This window comes from Paenibacillus sp. J53TS2, from assembly GCF_018403305.1.
GTDB classification, from domain to species: Bacteria; Bacillota; Bacilli; order Paenibacillales; family Paenibacillaceae; genus Fontibacillus; species Fontibacillus rhizolycopersici.
Genome location: NZ_BOSK01000018.1, coordinates 42,937 through 58,938, shown reverse-complemented (window position 1 = coordinate 58,938; position 16,002 = coordinate 42,937). Strand labels below are relative to the sequence as shown.

14 protein-coding genes, 1 tRNA gene and 1 rRNA gene are annotated in these 16,002 nt (G+C 44.3%); 13 read left to right on the top strand and 3 right to left on the bottom strand.

Features of this window, described 5'->3' with window-relative positions:
- From rrf to KJS42_RS22720, 11 genes are all read left to right on the top strand, one after another.
- Window positions 1–82 (top strand): 5S ribosomal RNA (rrf, locus tag KJS42_RS22770); the annotation flags it as partial.
- A 187-nt stretch (window positions 83–269) separates the two neighbouring features.
- Window positions 270–1,103 carry an MBL fold metallo-hydrolase gene (locus KJS42_RS22765; protein WP_213624175.1) on the top strand — a complete coding sequence of 278 codons (834 nt, stop codon included), beginning with the start codon at window positions 270–272 and terminating at the stop codon, window positions 1,101–1,103.
- 218 nt (window positions 1,104–1,321) lie between these two features.
- Window positions 1,322–2,143 carry an RNA polymerase sigma factor gene (locus KJS42_RS22760; RefSeq protein WP_167521297.1) on the top strand — a complete coding sequence of 274 codons (822 nt, stop codon included), beginning with the start codon at window positions 1,322–1,324 and terminating at the stop codon, window positions 2,141–2,143.
- Window positions 2,144–2,161: 18 nt separating this feature from the next.
- Entirely contained in the window at window positions 2,162–2,752 is a 591-nt protein-coding gene (gene clpP, locus KJS42_RS22755; protein ID WP_213624174.1) for an ATP-dependent Clp endopeptidase proteolytic subunit ClpP, read from the top strand.
- A 371-nt stretch (window positions 2,753–3,123) separates the two neighbouring features.
- Window positions 3,124–4,581, top strand: coding sequence for an IMP dehydrogenase (guaB, locus tag KJS42_RS22750; RefSeq protein WP_193418712.1), 1,458 nt, complete (start codon window positions 3,124–3,126; stop codon window positions 4,579–4,581).
- 118 nt (window positions 4,582–4,699) lie between these two features.
- The gene (locus KJS42_RS22745; protein ID WP_193418714.1) at window positions 4,700–6,139 is read left to right on the top strand and encodes a D-alanyl-D-alanine carboxypeptidase family protein; all 1,440 of its coding nucleotides are present in this window, start codon (window positions 4,700–4,702) and stop codon (window positions 6,137–6,139) included.
- An 88-nt stretch (window positions 6,140–6,227) separates the two neighbouring features.
- Window positions 6,228–7,109 carry a pyridoxal 5'-phosphate synthase lyase subunit PdxS gene (gene pdxS / locus KJS42_RS22740; RefSeq protein WP_155608660.1) on the top strand — a complete coding sequence of 294 codons (882 nt, stop codon included), beginning with the start codon at window positions 6,228–6,230 and terminating at the stop codon, window positions 7,107–7,109.
- Between the two features lie 159 nt (window positions 7,110–7,268).
- Entirely contained in the window at window positions 7,269–7,847 is a 579-nt protein-coding gene (pdxT, locus tag KJS42_RS22735; RefSeq protein WP_155608661.1) for a pyridoxal 5'-phosphate synthase glutaminase subunit PdxT, read from the top strand.
- 141 nt (window positions 7,848–7,988) lie between these two features.
- Window positions 7,989–9,275, top strand: a complete 1,287-nt coding sequence (gene serS, locus KJS42_RS22730; protein ID WP_193418717.1) for a serine--tRNA ligase — start codon at window positions 7,989–7,991, stop codon at window positions 9,273–9,275.
- A gap of 61 nt (window positions 9,276–9,336) precedes the next feature.
- Window positions 9,337–9,425, top strand: a tRNA-Ser gene (locus KJS42_RS22725).
- Between the two features lie 133 nt (window positions 9,426–9,558).
- Window positions 9,559–10,590, top strand: a complete 1,032-nt coding sequence (locus KJS42_RS22720) for a tyrosine-type recombinase/integrase (protein WP_213624173.1) — start codon at window positions 9,559–9,561, stop codon at window positions 10,588–10,590.
- Between the two features lie 674 nt (window positions 10,591–11,264).
- Here KJS42_RS22720 and KJS42_RS22715 read toward each other — a convergent pair.
- From KJS42_RS22715 to KJS42_RS22710, 3 genes are all read right to left on the bottom strand, one after another.
- A complete protein-coding gene (locus tag KJS42_RS22715; protein WP_213624172.1) occupies window positions 11,265–12,698 on the bottom strand; it encodes a TOTE conflict system archaeo-eukaryotic primase domain-containing protein in 1,434 nt (477 codons plus the stop codon).
- Window positions 12,699–12,783: 85 nt separating this feature from the next.
- Complete coding sequence (locus tag KJS42_RS23260; RefSeq protein ID WP_280516420.1) at window positions 12,784–12,975, bottom strand: DUF5659 domain-containing protein; 192 nt, start codon at window positions 12,973–12,975, stop codon at window positions 12,784–12,786.
- Window positions 12,976–13,097: 122 nt separating this feature from the next.
- Window positions 13,098–13,664: an NUMOD4 domain-containing protein gene (locus KJS42_RS22710; protein WP_213624171.1), complete on the bottom strand. Its 567-nt coding sequence runs from the start codon at window positions 13,662–13,664 to the stop codon at window positions 13,098–13,100.
- A gap of 774 nt (window positions 13,665–14,438) precedes the next feature.
- Here KJS42_RS22710 and KJS42_RS22705 point away from each other — a divergent pair.
- Together KJS42_RS22705 and KJS42_RS22700 are read left to right on the top strand one after the other, a co-directional pair.
- Window positions 14,439–15,074: a recombinase family protein gene (locus KJS42_RS22705; RefSeq protein WP_213624170.1), complete on the top strand. Its 636-nt coding sequence runs from the start codon at window positions 14,439–14,441 to the stop codon at window positions 15,072–15,074.
- 125 nt (window positions 15,075–15,199) lie between these two features.
- Window positions 15,200–16,000: a sce7726 family protein gene (locus KJS42_RS22700; RefSeq protein ID WP_213624169.1), complete on the top strand. Its 801-nt coding sequence runs from the start codon at window positions 15,200–15,202 to the stop codon at window positions 15,998–16,000.
- The last annotated feature ends 2 nt before the right edge of the window (window positions 16,001–16,002 follow it).

Sequence of the window (16,002 nt, the reverse complement as noted above, 5' to 3'; positions counted from 1 at the left end):
CATCCCGAACACGACCGTTAAGCCCTCCAGCGCCGATGGTACTTGGACCGAAGGGTCCTGGGAGAGTAGGACGCCGCCAAGCAAAGGGAAAGAGCACTACCGTTCATTCGGTAGTGCTCTTTTTGCATTCTCAAGTAAAAACTACAAAAAGCGTGCTGCCGATAAGAGAACGATTAGTAAAAAATAGTTCTTTACTGATCATTCTCAATGCGGTATAAATAGATCACAGATGAAAAAGGGTCAAAGAAATTATTTTAAGGAGGGTTAAAATGTCACACTTACAATTCGCTGAACTTTGCGTAAAACGTGCCAGCCTCACAAGGACCTTGCCAGAAGGAAAAGAGGAACTTCAATGGGTTTCCAATACGGCTGTTCTTATTTATGGAGAAAAAGAGGCAGTTTTAGTCGATACTTTTACTACTATTGAACATAACCAAAAATTGATCGATTGGATAAAGACATTTAACCGTGACCTAAAATACATCTATATTACGCACGGTCATGGTGATCATTTCTTTGGAATCAAACAAATAAAAGAAGCTTTTCCCCATGCTAAAGCATTGGCAATAGAAGGAACAGTAAAAGAGAGTTTGAAACAAGGAAACCTAATTGAAAGCTTTTGGGATAAATTATTCCCTGATCAAATACCTCAACCTCAGGTCTTTCCTGATGTTATCAATATGAATTCTTTTGAACTCGAAGGACATAAGTTGGAAATCATTGAAGCGGGGTATACGGATACCGCGAATACAACATCATTGTGGATTCCGGATCTTGAATTACTAGTGACCGGGGATGTTGTTTATAACGGAATCCATCCCTATCTAGCTGAAACCACGGAAAGTTCTCGAATCGAATGGATTCAAGCCATAGATCGTCTAATGCAACTAAATCCAAAATTTGTTGTGGCGGGGCATAAAGTCCCCGAGAATGAGAATAACCCCAAAATCTTAGGTGAGACTCAGCAATATCTGTTAGACTTTAATCGAATGGAGAAAGAGACAGACACCGCTTCAGATTTATACAACAGCATGCTTCATCTTTACCCAAACCGGGTAAACCCAGGCTCACTTTGGGGATCAGCGAATGCGGCCAAGGCTTAAACCTCATCGAAGGATTGAGAATAACATGAATAAACGATCCATAACATCAAAATTTTATCCCGCGTATCGATTTCGCCAAAATTAACGTTTATACCGGTGAGTAAGAAATTTAGCTTACTCCAGGTTGGAAATGAACCGATCGTGACGTGAAGGCGTGGAGCAGGGATGGAAGGCCGGTATATGATAATGTCCGTCTACAGATGGGAGGTGTGCCCGAGATGCCAACGTTAGCTAAAGAGCTGGTTAAGCGAAACCCTAAGCGAACTAGGTCCAATATGGAACAGGTGAATTTCCCGATATGGATACAGATGCATGGTGCAGCATTACGCAATTACTGCCGATCGTTAGCCGGCTCGGTTTGGGAAGGCGACGATTTGGCGCAAGATACGTGGCTCAAGATTTGGTCGGCGACGCAAGGTAAAGGAGACGACGTTCAAATCACACGAACGTACCTGTATCGCACGGCTCAGCATGCGTGGATTGACCGCAGCCGGAGAAAGCGGCTTCGGGCAGAGTCGCTTCCCATGGACGAACTTCTGCAAGCGCCGGGACAGAACGATCCCGCTGAAGTGTGGGGCGCGATGGAGACCCTGGTCTCCGAGCTTTCGCCCCTTCAACGAACCGCGCTACTGCTGATCGATATTTTACAGTATACGGCCGGTGAAGCTGCGCAGTTGATTCAATCGACGGAAGGGGCTGTCAAAGCCGCCCTGCACAGAGCGAGGGTCAGACTGCGAAATGCTGTGGAGGGTTCCAGACGAGAAGGGAGAGACACCTCAGGTAAAGGGACTTCCATTGGGGAGGCTGCATCCCCAGACACATCCAATGACGTACTTGTTTATGCGTACATGGATGCGGTCCGCCGAGAAGACGCCGCTGCGCTTGCGATGCTGTATAACGACGTCCGGCCTCAGGATATAGTCCCGGTGTTAACACTCCAATCGTATCGCCGCAACTCCCTACGGAGCAAATCAGGCTCCCCTGCTACCGATCCGGTACAAAACCGGCAAAGTTTCATGTCCCTCGGTCTTGCCGCCTGATTCAAAGGAGGGTAAGCCATGAGTTCAGTAATCCCTTATGTTATCGAACAAACTGGACGAGGTGAACGGTCGTATGATATTTATTCGCGTTTGCTGAAGGATCGGATCGTGTTCCTCGGTTCAGCGATTGACGATCAGGTCGCCAATAGCATTACAGCGCAGATGTTGTTCTTGGCAGCTGAAGATCCGGAGAAGGATATTTACTTCTATATCAACAGTCCAGGTGGTTCAACATCAGCAGGCTTTGCCATATACGATACGATGCAATATGTGAAGCCGGACGTGCAAACGATCTGCTCCGGGTTGGCGGCTTCCTTTGCCGCGATACTGTTATTGTCTGGAGCCAAAGGGAAGCGGTTTGCCCTGCCCAACAGTGAGATTATGATTCATCAACCGCATGGAGGCGCGCAAGGGCAGGCCAGTGATATTGCGATCAGTGCCAAACGGATCTTAGGGATCCGGGAACGACTCAACGCCATTGCGGCGGAATGTACCGGGCAACCGCTGGAGCGAATTGAAAAGGATATGGATCGAGATTATTTCATGAGCGCAGACGAAGCTTGCGAGTACGGAATCATCGACCAGGTCATTACCCACGACAAGCGGTAACGAAGCAATGGATCGGAAGAATAGGAGGGAGAAGGCGAATGTGGCCTCTCCGTCCTTTTTCTTTTTGCCGAATCAAAGCTGGAGGAATGGGGCAGGATTAGCATCAGAATCCATGAAATGAACCTAATGTGCGCGTGAAATAGACACTCGTATTCGGTGGGCGGCCGAGTGATTTTTTGGCTGCGGTTGTCCTTGACAGCCTAGGGGGGCTTTGCTAAGATGGGAACAATATATTTTCGTAAGTGCCTATTCTGTCTTGATATATAAGGGTTATGTTCTTCTAAGGGATTACAGAGGTAGTCGTTTTTTTTATACCCGGATTTCAGGAAAGGGCCCAACAAAACAACCAAATCGAAGGAGGATTCATCACGGTGTGGGAAAGTAAATTTGACAAGGAAGGCTTAACGTTTGACGATGTGCTTTTGGTTCCCCGTAAATCGGAGGTATTGCCGAAAGAGGTGGATGTGTCCACTCGGCTCAGCGACAAGGTCAAGCTGAATATTCCGCTCATCAGTGCGGGAATGGATACGGTCACGGAATCCGCGCTGGCAATCGCGATTGCACGGGAAGGCGGCATCGGTATCATTCATAAGAATATGCCGATCGAACAGCAAGCCGAAGAGGTCGACCGAGTGAAACGCTCCGAGAGCGGCGTCATCACGAATCCTTTCTCATTGACTCCGGATCATCTCGTGTCCGATGCAGAGGAGGTTATGGGAAAATTCCGTATTTCCGGCGTGCCGATTGTGAATGAGGAGCACAAGTTGGTCGGGATTTTGACAAACCGGGATTTGCGCTTTGTACATGATTACAGCATCAAGATCAGCGAAGTCATGACGCGTGACAACTTAATTACCGCACCGGTAGGAACTTCTTTACAGGAAGCCGAAGTCATTTTGCAAAAACATAAAATCGAGAAACTCCCTCTGGTCGACGACCACAATACGTTAAAGGGCCTGATTACGATCAAGGATATCGAAAAAGCGATCCAATTCCCGAACGCTGCCAAGGATGCGCAGGGACGCTTGCTCGTTGGTGCTGCCGTCGGGATCTCCAAGGATACGTTTGAGCGGACCGACGCGCTGGTTAAAGCTGGAGTTGACGTAATTACGGTCGATTCGGCGCATGGTCACCATATCAATATTATTGAAGCGGTAGCCGAGCTTCGCAAACGGTTTCCTGAGCTGACGATTATCGCCGGTAATGTAGCGACAGGCGAGGCGACGAGAGCCTTGATTGAAGCGGGAGCTTCCGTGGTGAAGGTCGGTATCGGACCTGGCTCGATCTGTACGACTCGCGTGATCGCTGGCATCGGCGTGCCGCAGGTTACGGCGGTGTACGATTGCGCGACGGTAGCTCGTGAATACGGGATTCCGATCATCGCAGACGGAGGTATCAAGTACTCCGGCGAGATTACGAAATCGATCGCGGCCGGTGCGCATGCGGTGATGTTGGGCAGCTTGTTTGCCGGTACAGAAGAAAGCCCTGGGGATTCGGAAATCTACCAAGGTCGCCGCTACAAGGTGTATAGAGGAATGGGTTCGTTGGGCGCGATGAAGCAAGGTAGTAAGGACCGCTACTTCCAAGACGACGACAAGAAGCTGGTACCGGAAGGGATCGAAGGCCGTGTTGCCTACAAAGGACCGATCTCCGATACGATTCATCAGTTGATTGGCGGCCTGCGTTCCGGGATGGGGTATTGCGGCACGAAGTCGCTGGATGAGCTTCGGAACGATACGCAGTTTATCCGCATCACAGGTGCAGGCTTGCGCGAAAGCCATCCGCACGATGTTCAGATCACCAAAGAGGCGCCAAACTACTCGCTGTAATAGGGGTAATTCAAAAAGTCAAAAGGGTTTAAACCATTATTTTCCACATCAGGCAGGGCGTTTTCCGTCCTGCTTGTCTTTTTTTGCGGGTACCCCTGTGATAGAATAGATAAAGCAAATGAAAGAATATGAGGGGAGCTTTAAGGCATTGAAACACAAACAACCACAACGCAAGTCGACAACCAAACGGCGTTTCCTGCGCAAAAGCGTAGCTTCTGTATTGCTGCTAAATCTACTATGTTTCTCTCTTGCACCGGTGATGGCACTGGCGGAGGGAGAGCAAACGGAATCTACTTCTACTGAATCTACGACAACCGAAACGACGACAGTGCAAACAGCCACCTCAATTCCTTCCGTGGAATCCCTGGGCTTGGAAGTGAAGTCCGCGGTTTTGCTGGAGCCTGTATCCGGGCAAGTATTGATGAACATCAACGGGGATGTTCCTTTGCCTCCGGCCAGCATGACCAAAATGATGACCGAATATATCGTGGCTGACCTCGTGAAGCAAGGGAAGTTCAGTTGGGACGACGTGGTGACGGTAGGAAAAAATGCCGCCCAAACGATCGGCTCGCGGATTTTTCTGGCCGAAGGGGATCAACATACTATTGAAGAGTTATATATCGCGATGGCCGTCGGCTCCGCGAACGATGCGACGGTGGCTTTGGCTGAGCATGTTGCAGGTTCCGAGCAAGCTTTCGTGAAAATGATGAATGACGAAGCCAAGCGTATGGGGATGAAAACCGCGCACTTTGCGAACTCCACCGGCTTGGACATTGCGGATATGCCGGAACAATTCCGTCCTTCGGATACCGAAGAGACCGTGATGTCAGCAATGGATGCAGCCATTCTGGCAAGATACATTGTGACGGACCATCCGGACTTTACTCGGTTCACAACGATCCAATCGTACAAGTTCCGCGAGCGAGATACCGCTCCAATGATCAACTGGAACTGGATGCTGGAAGCCAATAAAAACGTGACTAACTTTAAGCAATACGCCTATGATGGTCTTGACGGGCTCAAAACGGGACACACCACGAATGCGGGCAACTGCTTTACCGGGACGGCCGTCCGTAACGGAATGCGCTTGATCAGCGTCGTGATGGGTGCTAAAACCGAAGGCTCTCGTTTCGTTGAAAGCCGCAAAGTCCTGGACTTCGGCTTCAATAACTTTGAAACGAAGCAAATCGTACCACCGAAAACAACGGTTGCAGGGACAGAAACCGTGACGGTGAAGAAAGCGAAAAACACGGAGATTCCGGTCGTAACGGATCAAGCGGTTAGCTTTGTCGTACCGAAAGGCGCGGACACGAGCGCGGTACAACCCAAAGTGACGTTGGCCGATGAGAGCACCTTGACAGCTCCGTTGAAGCAGGGGACGAAGGTCGGAACCGTAACCTACTCGTTTAAGGCTCCAGGCATGGACCAAACGCTTGAGAAGACAGTGAACCTGATCACAGCGGAAGATGCGGAAAAAGCCGGTTGGTTTAAGCTGATGATGCGAGCCATCGGCGATTTCTTCAGCGATCTGTTCAACGGCATCAAAAATCTTTTCTAAGCGTCCTTTCATATCCGAGTAAACGGGTTGTGTATTTCAACTGTATCTTGTAAAATATTTAGTTAGATTATTATCGGGAGGATTGGACATGGAAACAGGAACATCGCGTGTAAAAAGAGGTATGGCTGAGATGCAAAAAGGCGGCGTCATTATGGACGTCATGAATGCGGAACAAGCCAAAATCGCCGAAGCGGCTGGAGCTACCGCCGTTATGGCATTGGAACGTGTGCCTTCCGATATCCGGGCGGCCGGCGGCGTAGCCCGCATGGCGGATCCGACGATCGTTGAGGAAGTCATGAAGGTTGTCTCCATCCCGGTCATGGCAAAAGCGCGGATCGGTCATTACGTGGAAGCGAAAGTTCTGGAATCGCTTGGGGTAGACTATCTGGACGAGAGTGAAGTGCTGACCCCGGCGGATGAAGTATTCCATATCGATAAACGGGATTTCACCGTACCGTTCGTATGCGGGGCGAAGGATCTGGGCGAAGCGCTTCGTCGTATTAGCGAAGGCGCATCGATGATCCGGACGAAAGGGGAGCCGGGAACGGGCAACATCGTGGAAGCGGTACGTCACATGCGTCTGATCAACAGCCAAATCCGCAAGGTGCAGAACATGTCGAAGGATGAGCTTTATGCCGAGGCGAAGAACCTTGGTGTGGCTTACGACCTGCTTTTCGAAGTACATGAGAACGGCAAGCTGCCGGTCGTTAACTTCGCGGCGGGCGGTGTAGCAACACCGGCCGATGCGGCTTTGATGATGCATTTGGGCGCGGACGGGGTATTTGTCGGCTCCGGTATTTTTAAATCGGACAGTCCCGAGAAATTTGCTCGTGCGATCGTCGAAGCGACGACGCATTATACGGATTATAAATTGATTGCGGAAGTATCCAAAAATTTGGGTACACCGATGAAAGGCATCGAGATTTCCAAATTGTCCGCGGCAGAGCGGATGTCGGATCGCGGCTGGTAATCGTCTTTTCGTCAAGAACCGTAGGATCTAAAGCAAGTCCTTCACCCCGGCTGTCTCTTTCCGATGGCCGGGGTACATCATAGTGACCTACGTGAGCAACGGAAGCTTCGTGATCAAAAAATGACTTATTGAACTACCTCTAGAGAAAGAAGGTTTGTCATGAAAGTAGGAGTGTTAGCGCTGCAAGGCGCGGTTGCGGAGCATATCCGCAGCTTGGAGAAGACCGGCGTTGAAGCTGTAACCGTGAAGCACACCGAACAGCTTGCTGAGCTGGATGGACTGATCATTCCTGGCGGCGAAAGCACGACCATCGGCAAACTGATGCGTAAATACGGCTTTATGGATGAGATTCGAAGCTTTTCCGGACAAGGTAAACCGGTATTCGGGACCTGTGCCGGACTGATCGTGATGGCTAAGGAGATCGAGGGCGGCGAGGAAGCTCATCTCGGACTGATGGATATCAAGGTATCGCGCAATGCGTTTGGACGTCAGCGTGAAAGCTTCGAAACCGATCTTGACGTGAAGGGACTTGAGGTTCCACTGCGGGCGGTATTCATTCGGGCCCCGCTGATCACGGCAGTTGGAGAAGGGGTAGAGGTGTTGTCGACTTATCACGATGAAATAGTGACGGCACGCCAGGGGCATCTGCTCGTTTCGTCGTTCCATCCGGAGCTGACTGACGACTTCTCACTACATACGTATTTTGTTGAGATGATCAAGCAAGCCAAGCAGCCGTAAACAGGCCTTGACTCCTTTGCGGGTTGAGGTTTTATCTGTTTTACCGGCGTTTTGAACTTCCGATAGCAGCCTTTCCGTCCGCGGGTCTCCCCAGATGAAGGTCGGCAGGTCTGTGCGGGATCATTCTAGGAGGGACTACTCATGTTAGATGTGAAAATCATGCGAAATGAATATACACGCGTTGAGGAAGCGCTGAAGAATCGGGGGAAATCGCTGGAGCTCATCTCCGGTTTTGCGCCGCTGGACGAGAAACGCCGGGTGTTGCTTCAAGAAAGCGAAGCGCTCAAAAATCGCCGGAACACCGTCTCCGCAGAAGTTGCACAGCGCAAGAAAAACAAGGAGAACGCCGACGAGTTAATCGTAGAAATGCGCGAAGTCGGAGATCGCATCAAGGAGCTGGACGAAGAGGTTCGGACGCTTGAGGTGAAAATCGACGAGCTGATGCTCTCCATTCCGAACATCCCTCATGCTAGCGTACCGGTAGGCGCTTCGGAAGAAGATAATGTCGAAGTTCGCCGTTGGAGCGAGCCGCGGAACTTTGAGTTTACTCCGAAAGCGCATTGGGATATTGCAGCGGACCTCGGAATTCTTGATTTTGAAGCCGCAGCGAAAGTGACCGGTTCGCGGTTTACTTTTTATAAAGGGTTGGGGGCTCGCCTCGAACGTGCGCTCATTAACTTTATGATGGACCTGCACAGCAACGAACATGGGTACGAGGAAATGCTACCGCCTTACATCGTTAATCGCGACAGCTTATACGGAACGGGCCAGCTACCGAAGTTCGAGGAGGATCTGTTCAAACTATCGGGCGCCAGCGACTATTATTTGATTCCTACGGCTGAGGTGCCGGTGACGAACTATCATCGGGATGAAATTCTGAATGCGGAAGACTTACCGCGCAATTATGTGGCTTACAGCTCCTGCTTCCGTTCTGAGGCTGGTGCAGCTGGCCGCGATACCCGTGGTTTGATTCGTCAACACCAGTTCAACAAGGTGGAAATGATCAAAATTGTTCATCCGGACAACTCTTATGACGAGCTGGAGAAAATGACGAACAACGCCGAGCGCGTGCTGCAGCTTTTAAACCTGCCTTACCGTGTGCTTGCGTTGTGTACGGGCGACATGGGCTTTACGGCTGCCAAAACATACGACCTGGAAGTATGGCTTCCGGAGAGCGGGTTATACCGCGAAATCTCCTCTTGCTCCAACGTGGAGGACTTCCAGGCCCGCCGGGCGAACATTCGGTTCCGTCCGGAGCCGAAGGCGAAGCCGGAGTTCGTGCATACGTTAAATGGCTCGGGACTAGCGGTTGGACGCACCGTGGCTGCGATCCTGGAGAATTACCAGCAGGAAGACGGCAGCGTGGAGATTCCAGAGGCGCTGCGCCCTTATATGGGGAATTTGCAGAAGATTACCAAGCGTAATTAGCTTGCGTAGCGGCAAGCGATATGGTAGAATCTGATTTGTTACGCTAAATCGGATTCACTTTGGAGAGGTACCGAAGCGGTCATAACGGGGCGGTCTTGAAAACCGTTAGGGTGCAAGCCCACATGGGTTCGAATCCCATCCTCTCCGCCAGTTATTACAAATTAGCGCCGTATAAGGCATTGCGGTGATTATGACTGAAACGCACTTGACTGTTGAACAGCGGTCTGGTGCGTTTTTTTGTGTTCGTGACCGTTAGAGATAAATCTAACGGGAGGTACTCAATATGAGTTCAATCAATGGAAAAACACCGCATAAACGCGGGCAAAGGAAGAACAATTTAGACATTCCTCAGCGGTTATTAGACCGCCTTACTCCTTCGGTCTTAGAAACATCCCGCTCTACCCTTCAAGAACCTGAGAAACCGCGAACGGAGACATTGACACTGGATAGGCTGTTTAATCGCTACTATTCCGCACGGCAAGCGGCGGGAGCGGCAGAACGCACCTTAGAGGACTACATGAAGCACATGAACTGGTTCCAACGTTTCTTAGCATCTGAATACAACGGTCTGGATAACTTTGTACCGAATCGAGATGTGATTCGTTCATGGATTTCCCATATGTTGACGGTACAAAAGTTGAAGCCCTCAACAATTAACATTAGATTAAGAACAGTTAAAGCAATGTTCAATTGGGCTATTAGCGAAAGAATCATTAAAGAATCTCCATTCGATAATGTAGAGTTACTAAAAGTGCCAGAGGAAGATTTCCAAGTAATTTCAAAGACACAGGAACGGAAACTGTTTAACTGCTGTGAATTGACCACTTTTACTGGACTACGTGATGCCTTGTTAATGTCATTCCTACTTGATACAGGGTTGCGTATCGGGGAGTGCATGAGAATTTTTGTAGAGGAAGTTGATCTACAAAACCGCTCTGTATCTGTTAGGGCTGAGTCAGCTAAAACCAGAAGAGCGCGGATGGTTTACTTTGGGGCGAGAACACAGGAACTATTGTTTATCTATCTTGCGTGGCACGAAATTAACGCTCAAGCTCCAAACTTGTTTCTTAACGAGTTTGGTCAACCTTTAGATAAGAATTGGGCTACCAGATGTATCAGTTTCATTGGTAAGAAGGCTAAAATTACAGGCGTTCGCATTAGCCCCCACACTTTCCGACATACGTTTGCGACTCGTTATATAAAGGCAACAGGCGACCCGTTTTCACTGCGTCGATTACTTGGACATTCTTCAATGGAAATGGTTAATCGCTATGTTAATCAGGATGCCGATGATGTTCGTGAACAGTATGAGTAGTTTATGAAAGGAGAATGAGGTGTTGTGTAATCTGGGTTAAATATATATTTGTGAAATGGAAGCACTGCTATTTATTGGACTTGCATGTCCTTGATATAGCTGTGCTTTTTTGAATGCTTTATTTTATTAAAAATAATAGAATATTTTCTGTGCTTCAAACAAGATTAAATAAAATACAAATTCAATTTAGAATGGTTTTATCAACTTAGTGTCAGATGATAAAGAGCGAAGGGAAGTATGCAATATACAGAGCGGTACACCAATTCTTTATACCAAACTCATTTGCGAAACCCATGACAGTCTAGTTTGACTCGATGTGTATATATTGGCGTATTGGAAACGGTCTGAATTTAAAATAAAACTCGTGACCAATTGAATTCAAAGTGTTTTATCAATATTGCACGATATTACCTACAATAGATTATTTATTCATACTAAGCCCTTATTCCGTTTATGTATGTAGTCTGTGTAGTAAACAATAGTATATTCTTTTAAGTCCTCTGATTATATGTACGATATTACCTATAATAGATTATTTATCTCTTTACCCTCTGGAACTCTACGGGTTATAAGTACAAGAACCATACTCATCAATAAAAGCATCAACCAATGAATGATATGTGCTTGCACATCAATTACATTAGCAATATCAACGTGCAAGCAATAGCAGTATATTAGCCAACCAAACTCTCGTATTGTCTCCTCGGCAACATATTTCTCAGTTCCTTTCTGCTAAAGAAGAACAACATGCACGACTTGAAATCATAGGATTCATTAATCGTCAACACATTAGATTCTTCGACTGTAACATCAATTTTTAAGCGATAGAGGTTAGGTAGATTTCGTTGTAGCCCTTGTCCGCCTACTGGTTTCCTGTTACGTGCAACAGCTTCAATGACACCTAAATCAATTAACTTGTTTACCTGATTTCTTGCTGTTTTCTCAGCTAGACCTGTGGCGAATTCAATCATTGAAAATGGCATATAAAAAACGCCTTGCATATTCGCATGGCGTTTAGAGTGTTTCAGCATTGCAAATGTGATTAGTTTTTGATTTTTTTCAGGACACTTATCAATAATCCATTTAAATTCGTTTAGAGTAATGGTCAAGTCCTTATTAGTGCTGCTTAGGTTATAATCCTTCTCGTAAACGTCTCTAACAATTAAATCAATATCCTTGTAACAATCTCTTAACTTCGTCGTATATGAATCTGGGTTTTGCGTATCCATCCAACTATACAAAGAATCTTTACACTCATCCTTGTTGTTTCCAGAGCCTTTCAAGTACATGGCAATCAAAAGCGTTGCTTTATGCCTTGAACCTTGAACTTTTAATCCATTCAGTAAGTAATCTTGTGCAAGTTTAATCGAATAGTCCCTAGATTGTTCGTGACTCTTAGGCGGTATAAATGGACTTACTGCATCTTCTATTATAATCAAATCGTTTATATCGATCTTCTGCTTATCTGTGTCAATGATATTAAGTAAGTCTAACACTTGATGACTATCTATTTTGTTAATTGTTAGCAGATAGGCTTCTGAGTGTTGCTTGCTCATCACATTAAAATCATCGTCAATGAATCCACAATACTGTCCTGTCTTTTGATGAATACCTAGCGGTAACTTGACACCTTGACTGCTAGTAACCCTGAATTCAACCTTGTTACCTGCGTCTGAGTGTTCAATAATATCTGACACTTGAATCACATAATTGAAGAATCTCATTGCATGGTCAACTTCAATAAGGTCTTCAAAGAATATGTCGATGTGGTAGCCCTTATTGCCACTGAAACTGATGTGATGCTCGATATTCATATCATTCAATGTGATTGCAACCTTACCTGTAATCCATTTTGCTTTTATAAGATCATGAAAGTCTACATCAAAAGTTATGAATCTTGTTGTTTGTTCACCGCTGAACGTGCCAATAGTAAACTTACCATTTAGATGTTGTTCAAAGTGCCAGTCATTCAATTTTTGAGTCTTTTTTCCTTGATTATTTTGTCGCCCTGCAATACATGTAATGTAACCTTGCTTAGATTGCCTTAAATACCTGCCTGTCTGTACGATATATAGTTCATTGAGTTTTTTTATTACTTCCTTTTGCATTAATGAACGCCCCTTTGAATTATCATTTGTCTTTTGAATTATCAGCATGGAATTACAAGAGAAGAGGACTCAACAAGTCGCCTTGCTAAGCCCTCCTTAACTCAATTCTTTGTTCTCGGTATTCGTCTAACGCATCCTGTAACGCTTTATTGTGTTTGAACTGCCAGAACTTTCTCATTGTTTTTACATGATAGGCGCAACAAATATAACTGAACCCTTTGCTTTTCAAAAACATTTGCATGTTTGTTGAGTAACAGAAAAAATACTTATCGTTCATCAAATTCCGCTCCTTTGACTTCATAAGTTAAAGTAAAAACCCCAAACACGATTTTCGTATTTGAGGTTAAAAGAAAGGATTATTTAAGCAACATAGGATGACCAAAGATTGCTTGCTCTTTGTTAAGATGATTTCTGATCTAACGAACTACGTTCAAATGCCCATCTACTTACATGCGTGATTCTTCCATTGAGCGCATTGGAGATATTCTTTGGATAAACGCCAAGTTCCCTAGATGCTTCTGTCTGAGACTTAAACTGGCGCTGCTCACCTGTGTCCAAATGAGTTGCGATTATTGGGTTCTCATTCTTCTTAACTAGTCCAGTTTCGTGGGCATGAGCGATATTCTCTTTTCGTGTCATCCAATTTAAGTTTTTAAGTCTATTGTCTAACTTATTCCCATTTTGATGATTGACTTGCTCCTTGTTCTCTGGATTAGGAATAAACGCAATTGCTACTAACCTATGAATAGCCATCCTCTTTTTCTTACCTTTCTTAGACAGAGTGACCCTTTGATAACCATCTCTTTGAATTTGTGGTTTTAAAGTCTTCTCTCTGCTTGTATCCTTACTGCTAAGACGCTTTACTCGTCCAAGGTTTGATACCTCATATAATCCCTCGTAACCTACTACTGGTAGCCATTCTTCACCTTGTAAATCTTCACTCTGATTCAGTTTGTTGATTGTCATGATAACCATCTCCTGCTTGTCGAATTGAGGAGAGAATGACAAATAACCCTTGCGATGATCGGCAAAGGGTCATTTGTCATTCTCTTAGAAAAATGGTAGGTACCTCTTTTCCCTCACTTCTAAAAGAGTCGAGCACGCTGATTTTTCACTTGTTTTGGCAAACTATACAAATTAAACAAATTATTATAAAAAACAGAAGACACCTTATTGGAGAAGTGACTTCTGTTTGGTTTTGGGATTAATGCCTGATGTTGTTTCATCTAATGACGAAAGTGAATTGATAATCTTCTTAAAGAGTTTGCTGTCTGTTTGCATTCTTCCTCGTGGAATCGAACGTATAGTAGAAGTTGTGATAAAGAGCATAAATATAAGTAATCTGTAGGAGCATCTATAAACATTGAATATTAATGTAGTGCCTTTCGTATCGTGAAATAATTAATATGGCTTTCCTTCTAGGTGTGTTGGGGGCTTTCCTATATAGTTGAAAGAAGAGAAGACTGTAAACCCTCCCCCTAAGCTCACAAATGGTATTGAATTTTTCTGCATAACAGATTAAGTAATTGCTGCTTAAAGAGTTTGGGGATTTGGCAACCTCGTATGAGTGTGGAGGTAGAGTGTTGTTTGTAAAAGTATACCTTTAAAAACAGTATGACTAGCAGGAAATATGGGTTTATTTAGGTTGGTTTATATTTTACAAACGTTTGTAAAATATATAAACACCTTTATAAACGTTGGTGGTATAATTAGATTATTACATAGAAGGAAGGTTACCTTATGAAGTCTAAAACATTTGCTTACATCCGAGTATCTACTAAAGACCAAAATCCTGACAGACAATTATATGAAATGAAGCAACTTGAAATTAATGAAAGGGATATATTCATAGATAAAGAGAGTGGAAAAGATTTTGATCGACCACAGTACCAAGCATTGAAACAATGCCTGCGTGAGGGAGATTTATTATACATAAAATCCATTGATCGTTTCGGACGCAACAGTAAGGAAATTAAGAAGGAATGGGAGTACATTACGCAAGAGATTAAAGCAGATATTAAAGTAATAGATATGCCCTTGCTAGACACTACACAATACAAGGATACCTTGGGGACGTTTGTAAGTGATTTGGTATTACAGGTGCTTTCATTCGTTGCTGAGCGTGAACGTGAGAATATTAGGCAAAGACAATTAGAGGGTATATCTGTAGCTAAGTCGAAGGGTAAGCATTTAGGTAGACCACGGATAAATATTAATACATTAGATAAGGAACAGAGACTTATATTAGAAATGAATTATTCTAAGTGGATACGTAAAGAGATAACTGCAGTACAATTTTTTCAAATGTTAGGGTTGAAAAAGAATACTTTTTATAAAATTATTAAAGACTATGCTACACATTCAGTAAAGCAATAACTTTAAAAAAGCAATAGACTTCATTCGGCACTCTTGAAATTAAAAAGGTGTTTTGATGTAGGTGAAGAATATTGTTATTATTACAATTTATTTCAATAGGATTCGTATAGGAAAGCGGGATAAATGTGGATCGAAATTACTTGAATAGATATTTCACAAAAAAATCCATACTGAACATAATTTTTTCTGAGGGATTTATATCGAATTTATTTTTTGAGGAATTAGAGTATAATTACAACCTATTAAGTCAAGATTATCGAAATGAATTTTTCTATAAAAACATCCTATTTAATAAATATATTATAGGCAGATATAGTTTAAAGACTTCAACTGCATTAAGTGAAATTGTTATAGAAAACTCAAAGGCTGACTTTATTGTATTAAATCATTCAACAGGGGTTGTTTTTGAAATAAAAACCGATCTAGACAATTTTGACAGGCTGATGTATCAGTTGGATGACTATTATAAAGTTTTTAGTTTGGTGAATGTTGTTACGTCAGAAAAGAATTATTATCCTGTTTATAAGTTGCTAAAGGAGATGAATCCCAATGTTGGAATAATTGTTCTTACTACAAACCAGAGACTAAGTGTAAGAAAAGCGGCTATTAGTGATAATAGAAGTTTGTGTCATGAATCTTTGTTTAAATTGCTTAGAAAAAGCGAATATGAAAAAATTATTAAAACTAGATTTAAGATGGTTCCTGATGTAAAACCAGTTCATTTATTTAAATCATCATTAGAATTATTTAAACAGATTCCCATTCTAGAAGCACAGGAATTAGTTTTTACAGAATTAAATAAAAGAGAAAAATCAGGTAAAATAGGCGTGATTAAGGAGTTTCCAGAATCTATAAGATGGTTGATTTATTCAGGAAGATACGATGACAAAACATTACTTTCAATTTACGAAAAACTTAATCAATGAGG

What these genes read in the sequence shown, in the direction of transcription:
- KJS42_RS22765 (WP_213624175.1), top strand. Translation starts at nt 270, where the DNA reads ATGTCACACTTACAATTCGCTGAACTTTGCGTAAAACGTGCCAGCCTC.
- KJS42_RS22760 (WP_167521297.1), top strand. Translation starts at nt 1,322, where the DNA reads ATGCCAACGTTAGCTAAAGAGCTGGTTAAGCGAAACCCTAAGCGAACT.
- clpP (WP_213624174.1), top strand. Translation starts at nt 2,162, where the DNA reads ATGAGTTCAGTAATCCCTTATGTTATCGAACAAACTGGACGAGGTGAA.
- KJS42_RS22745 (WP_193418714.1), top strand. Translation starts at nt 4,700, where the DNA reads ATGAAAGAATATGAGGGGAGCTTTAAGGCATTGAAACACAAACAACCA.
- pdxS (WP_155608660.1), top strand. Translation starts at nt 6,228, where the DNA reads ATGGAAACAGGAACATCGCGTGTAAAAAGAGGTATGGCTGAGATGCAA.
- pdxT (WP_155608661.1), top strand. Translation starts at nt 7,269, where the DNA reads ATGAAAGTAGGAGTGTTAGCGCTGCAAGGCGCGGTTGCGGAGCATATC.
- serS (WP_193418717.1), top strand. Translation starts at nt 7,989, where the DNA reads ATGTTAGATGTGAAAATCATGCGAAATGAATATACACGCGTTGAGGAA.
- KJS42_RS22720 (WP_213624173.1), top strand. Translation starts at nt 9,559, where the DNA reads ATGAGTTCAATCAATGGAAAAACACCGCATAAACGCGGGCAAAGGAAG.
- KJS42_RS22715 (WP_213624172.1), bottom strand. Translation starts at nt 12,698, where the DNA reads ATGCAAAAGGAAGTAATAAAAAAACTCAATGAACTATATATCGTACAG.
- KJS42_RS23260 (WP_280516420.1), bottom strand. Translation starts at nt 12,975, where the DNA reads ATGAACGATAAGTATTTTTTCTGTTACTCAACAAACATGCAAATGTTT.
- KJS42_RS22710 (WP_213624171.1), bottom strand. Translation starts at nt 13,664, where the DNA reads ATGACAATCAACAAACTGAATCAGAGTGAAGATTTACAAGGTGAAGAA.
- KJS42_RS22705 (WP_213624170.1), top strand. Translation starts at nt 14,439, where the DNA reads ATGAAGTCTAAAACATTTGCTTACATCCGAGTATCTACTAAAGACCAA.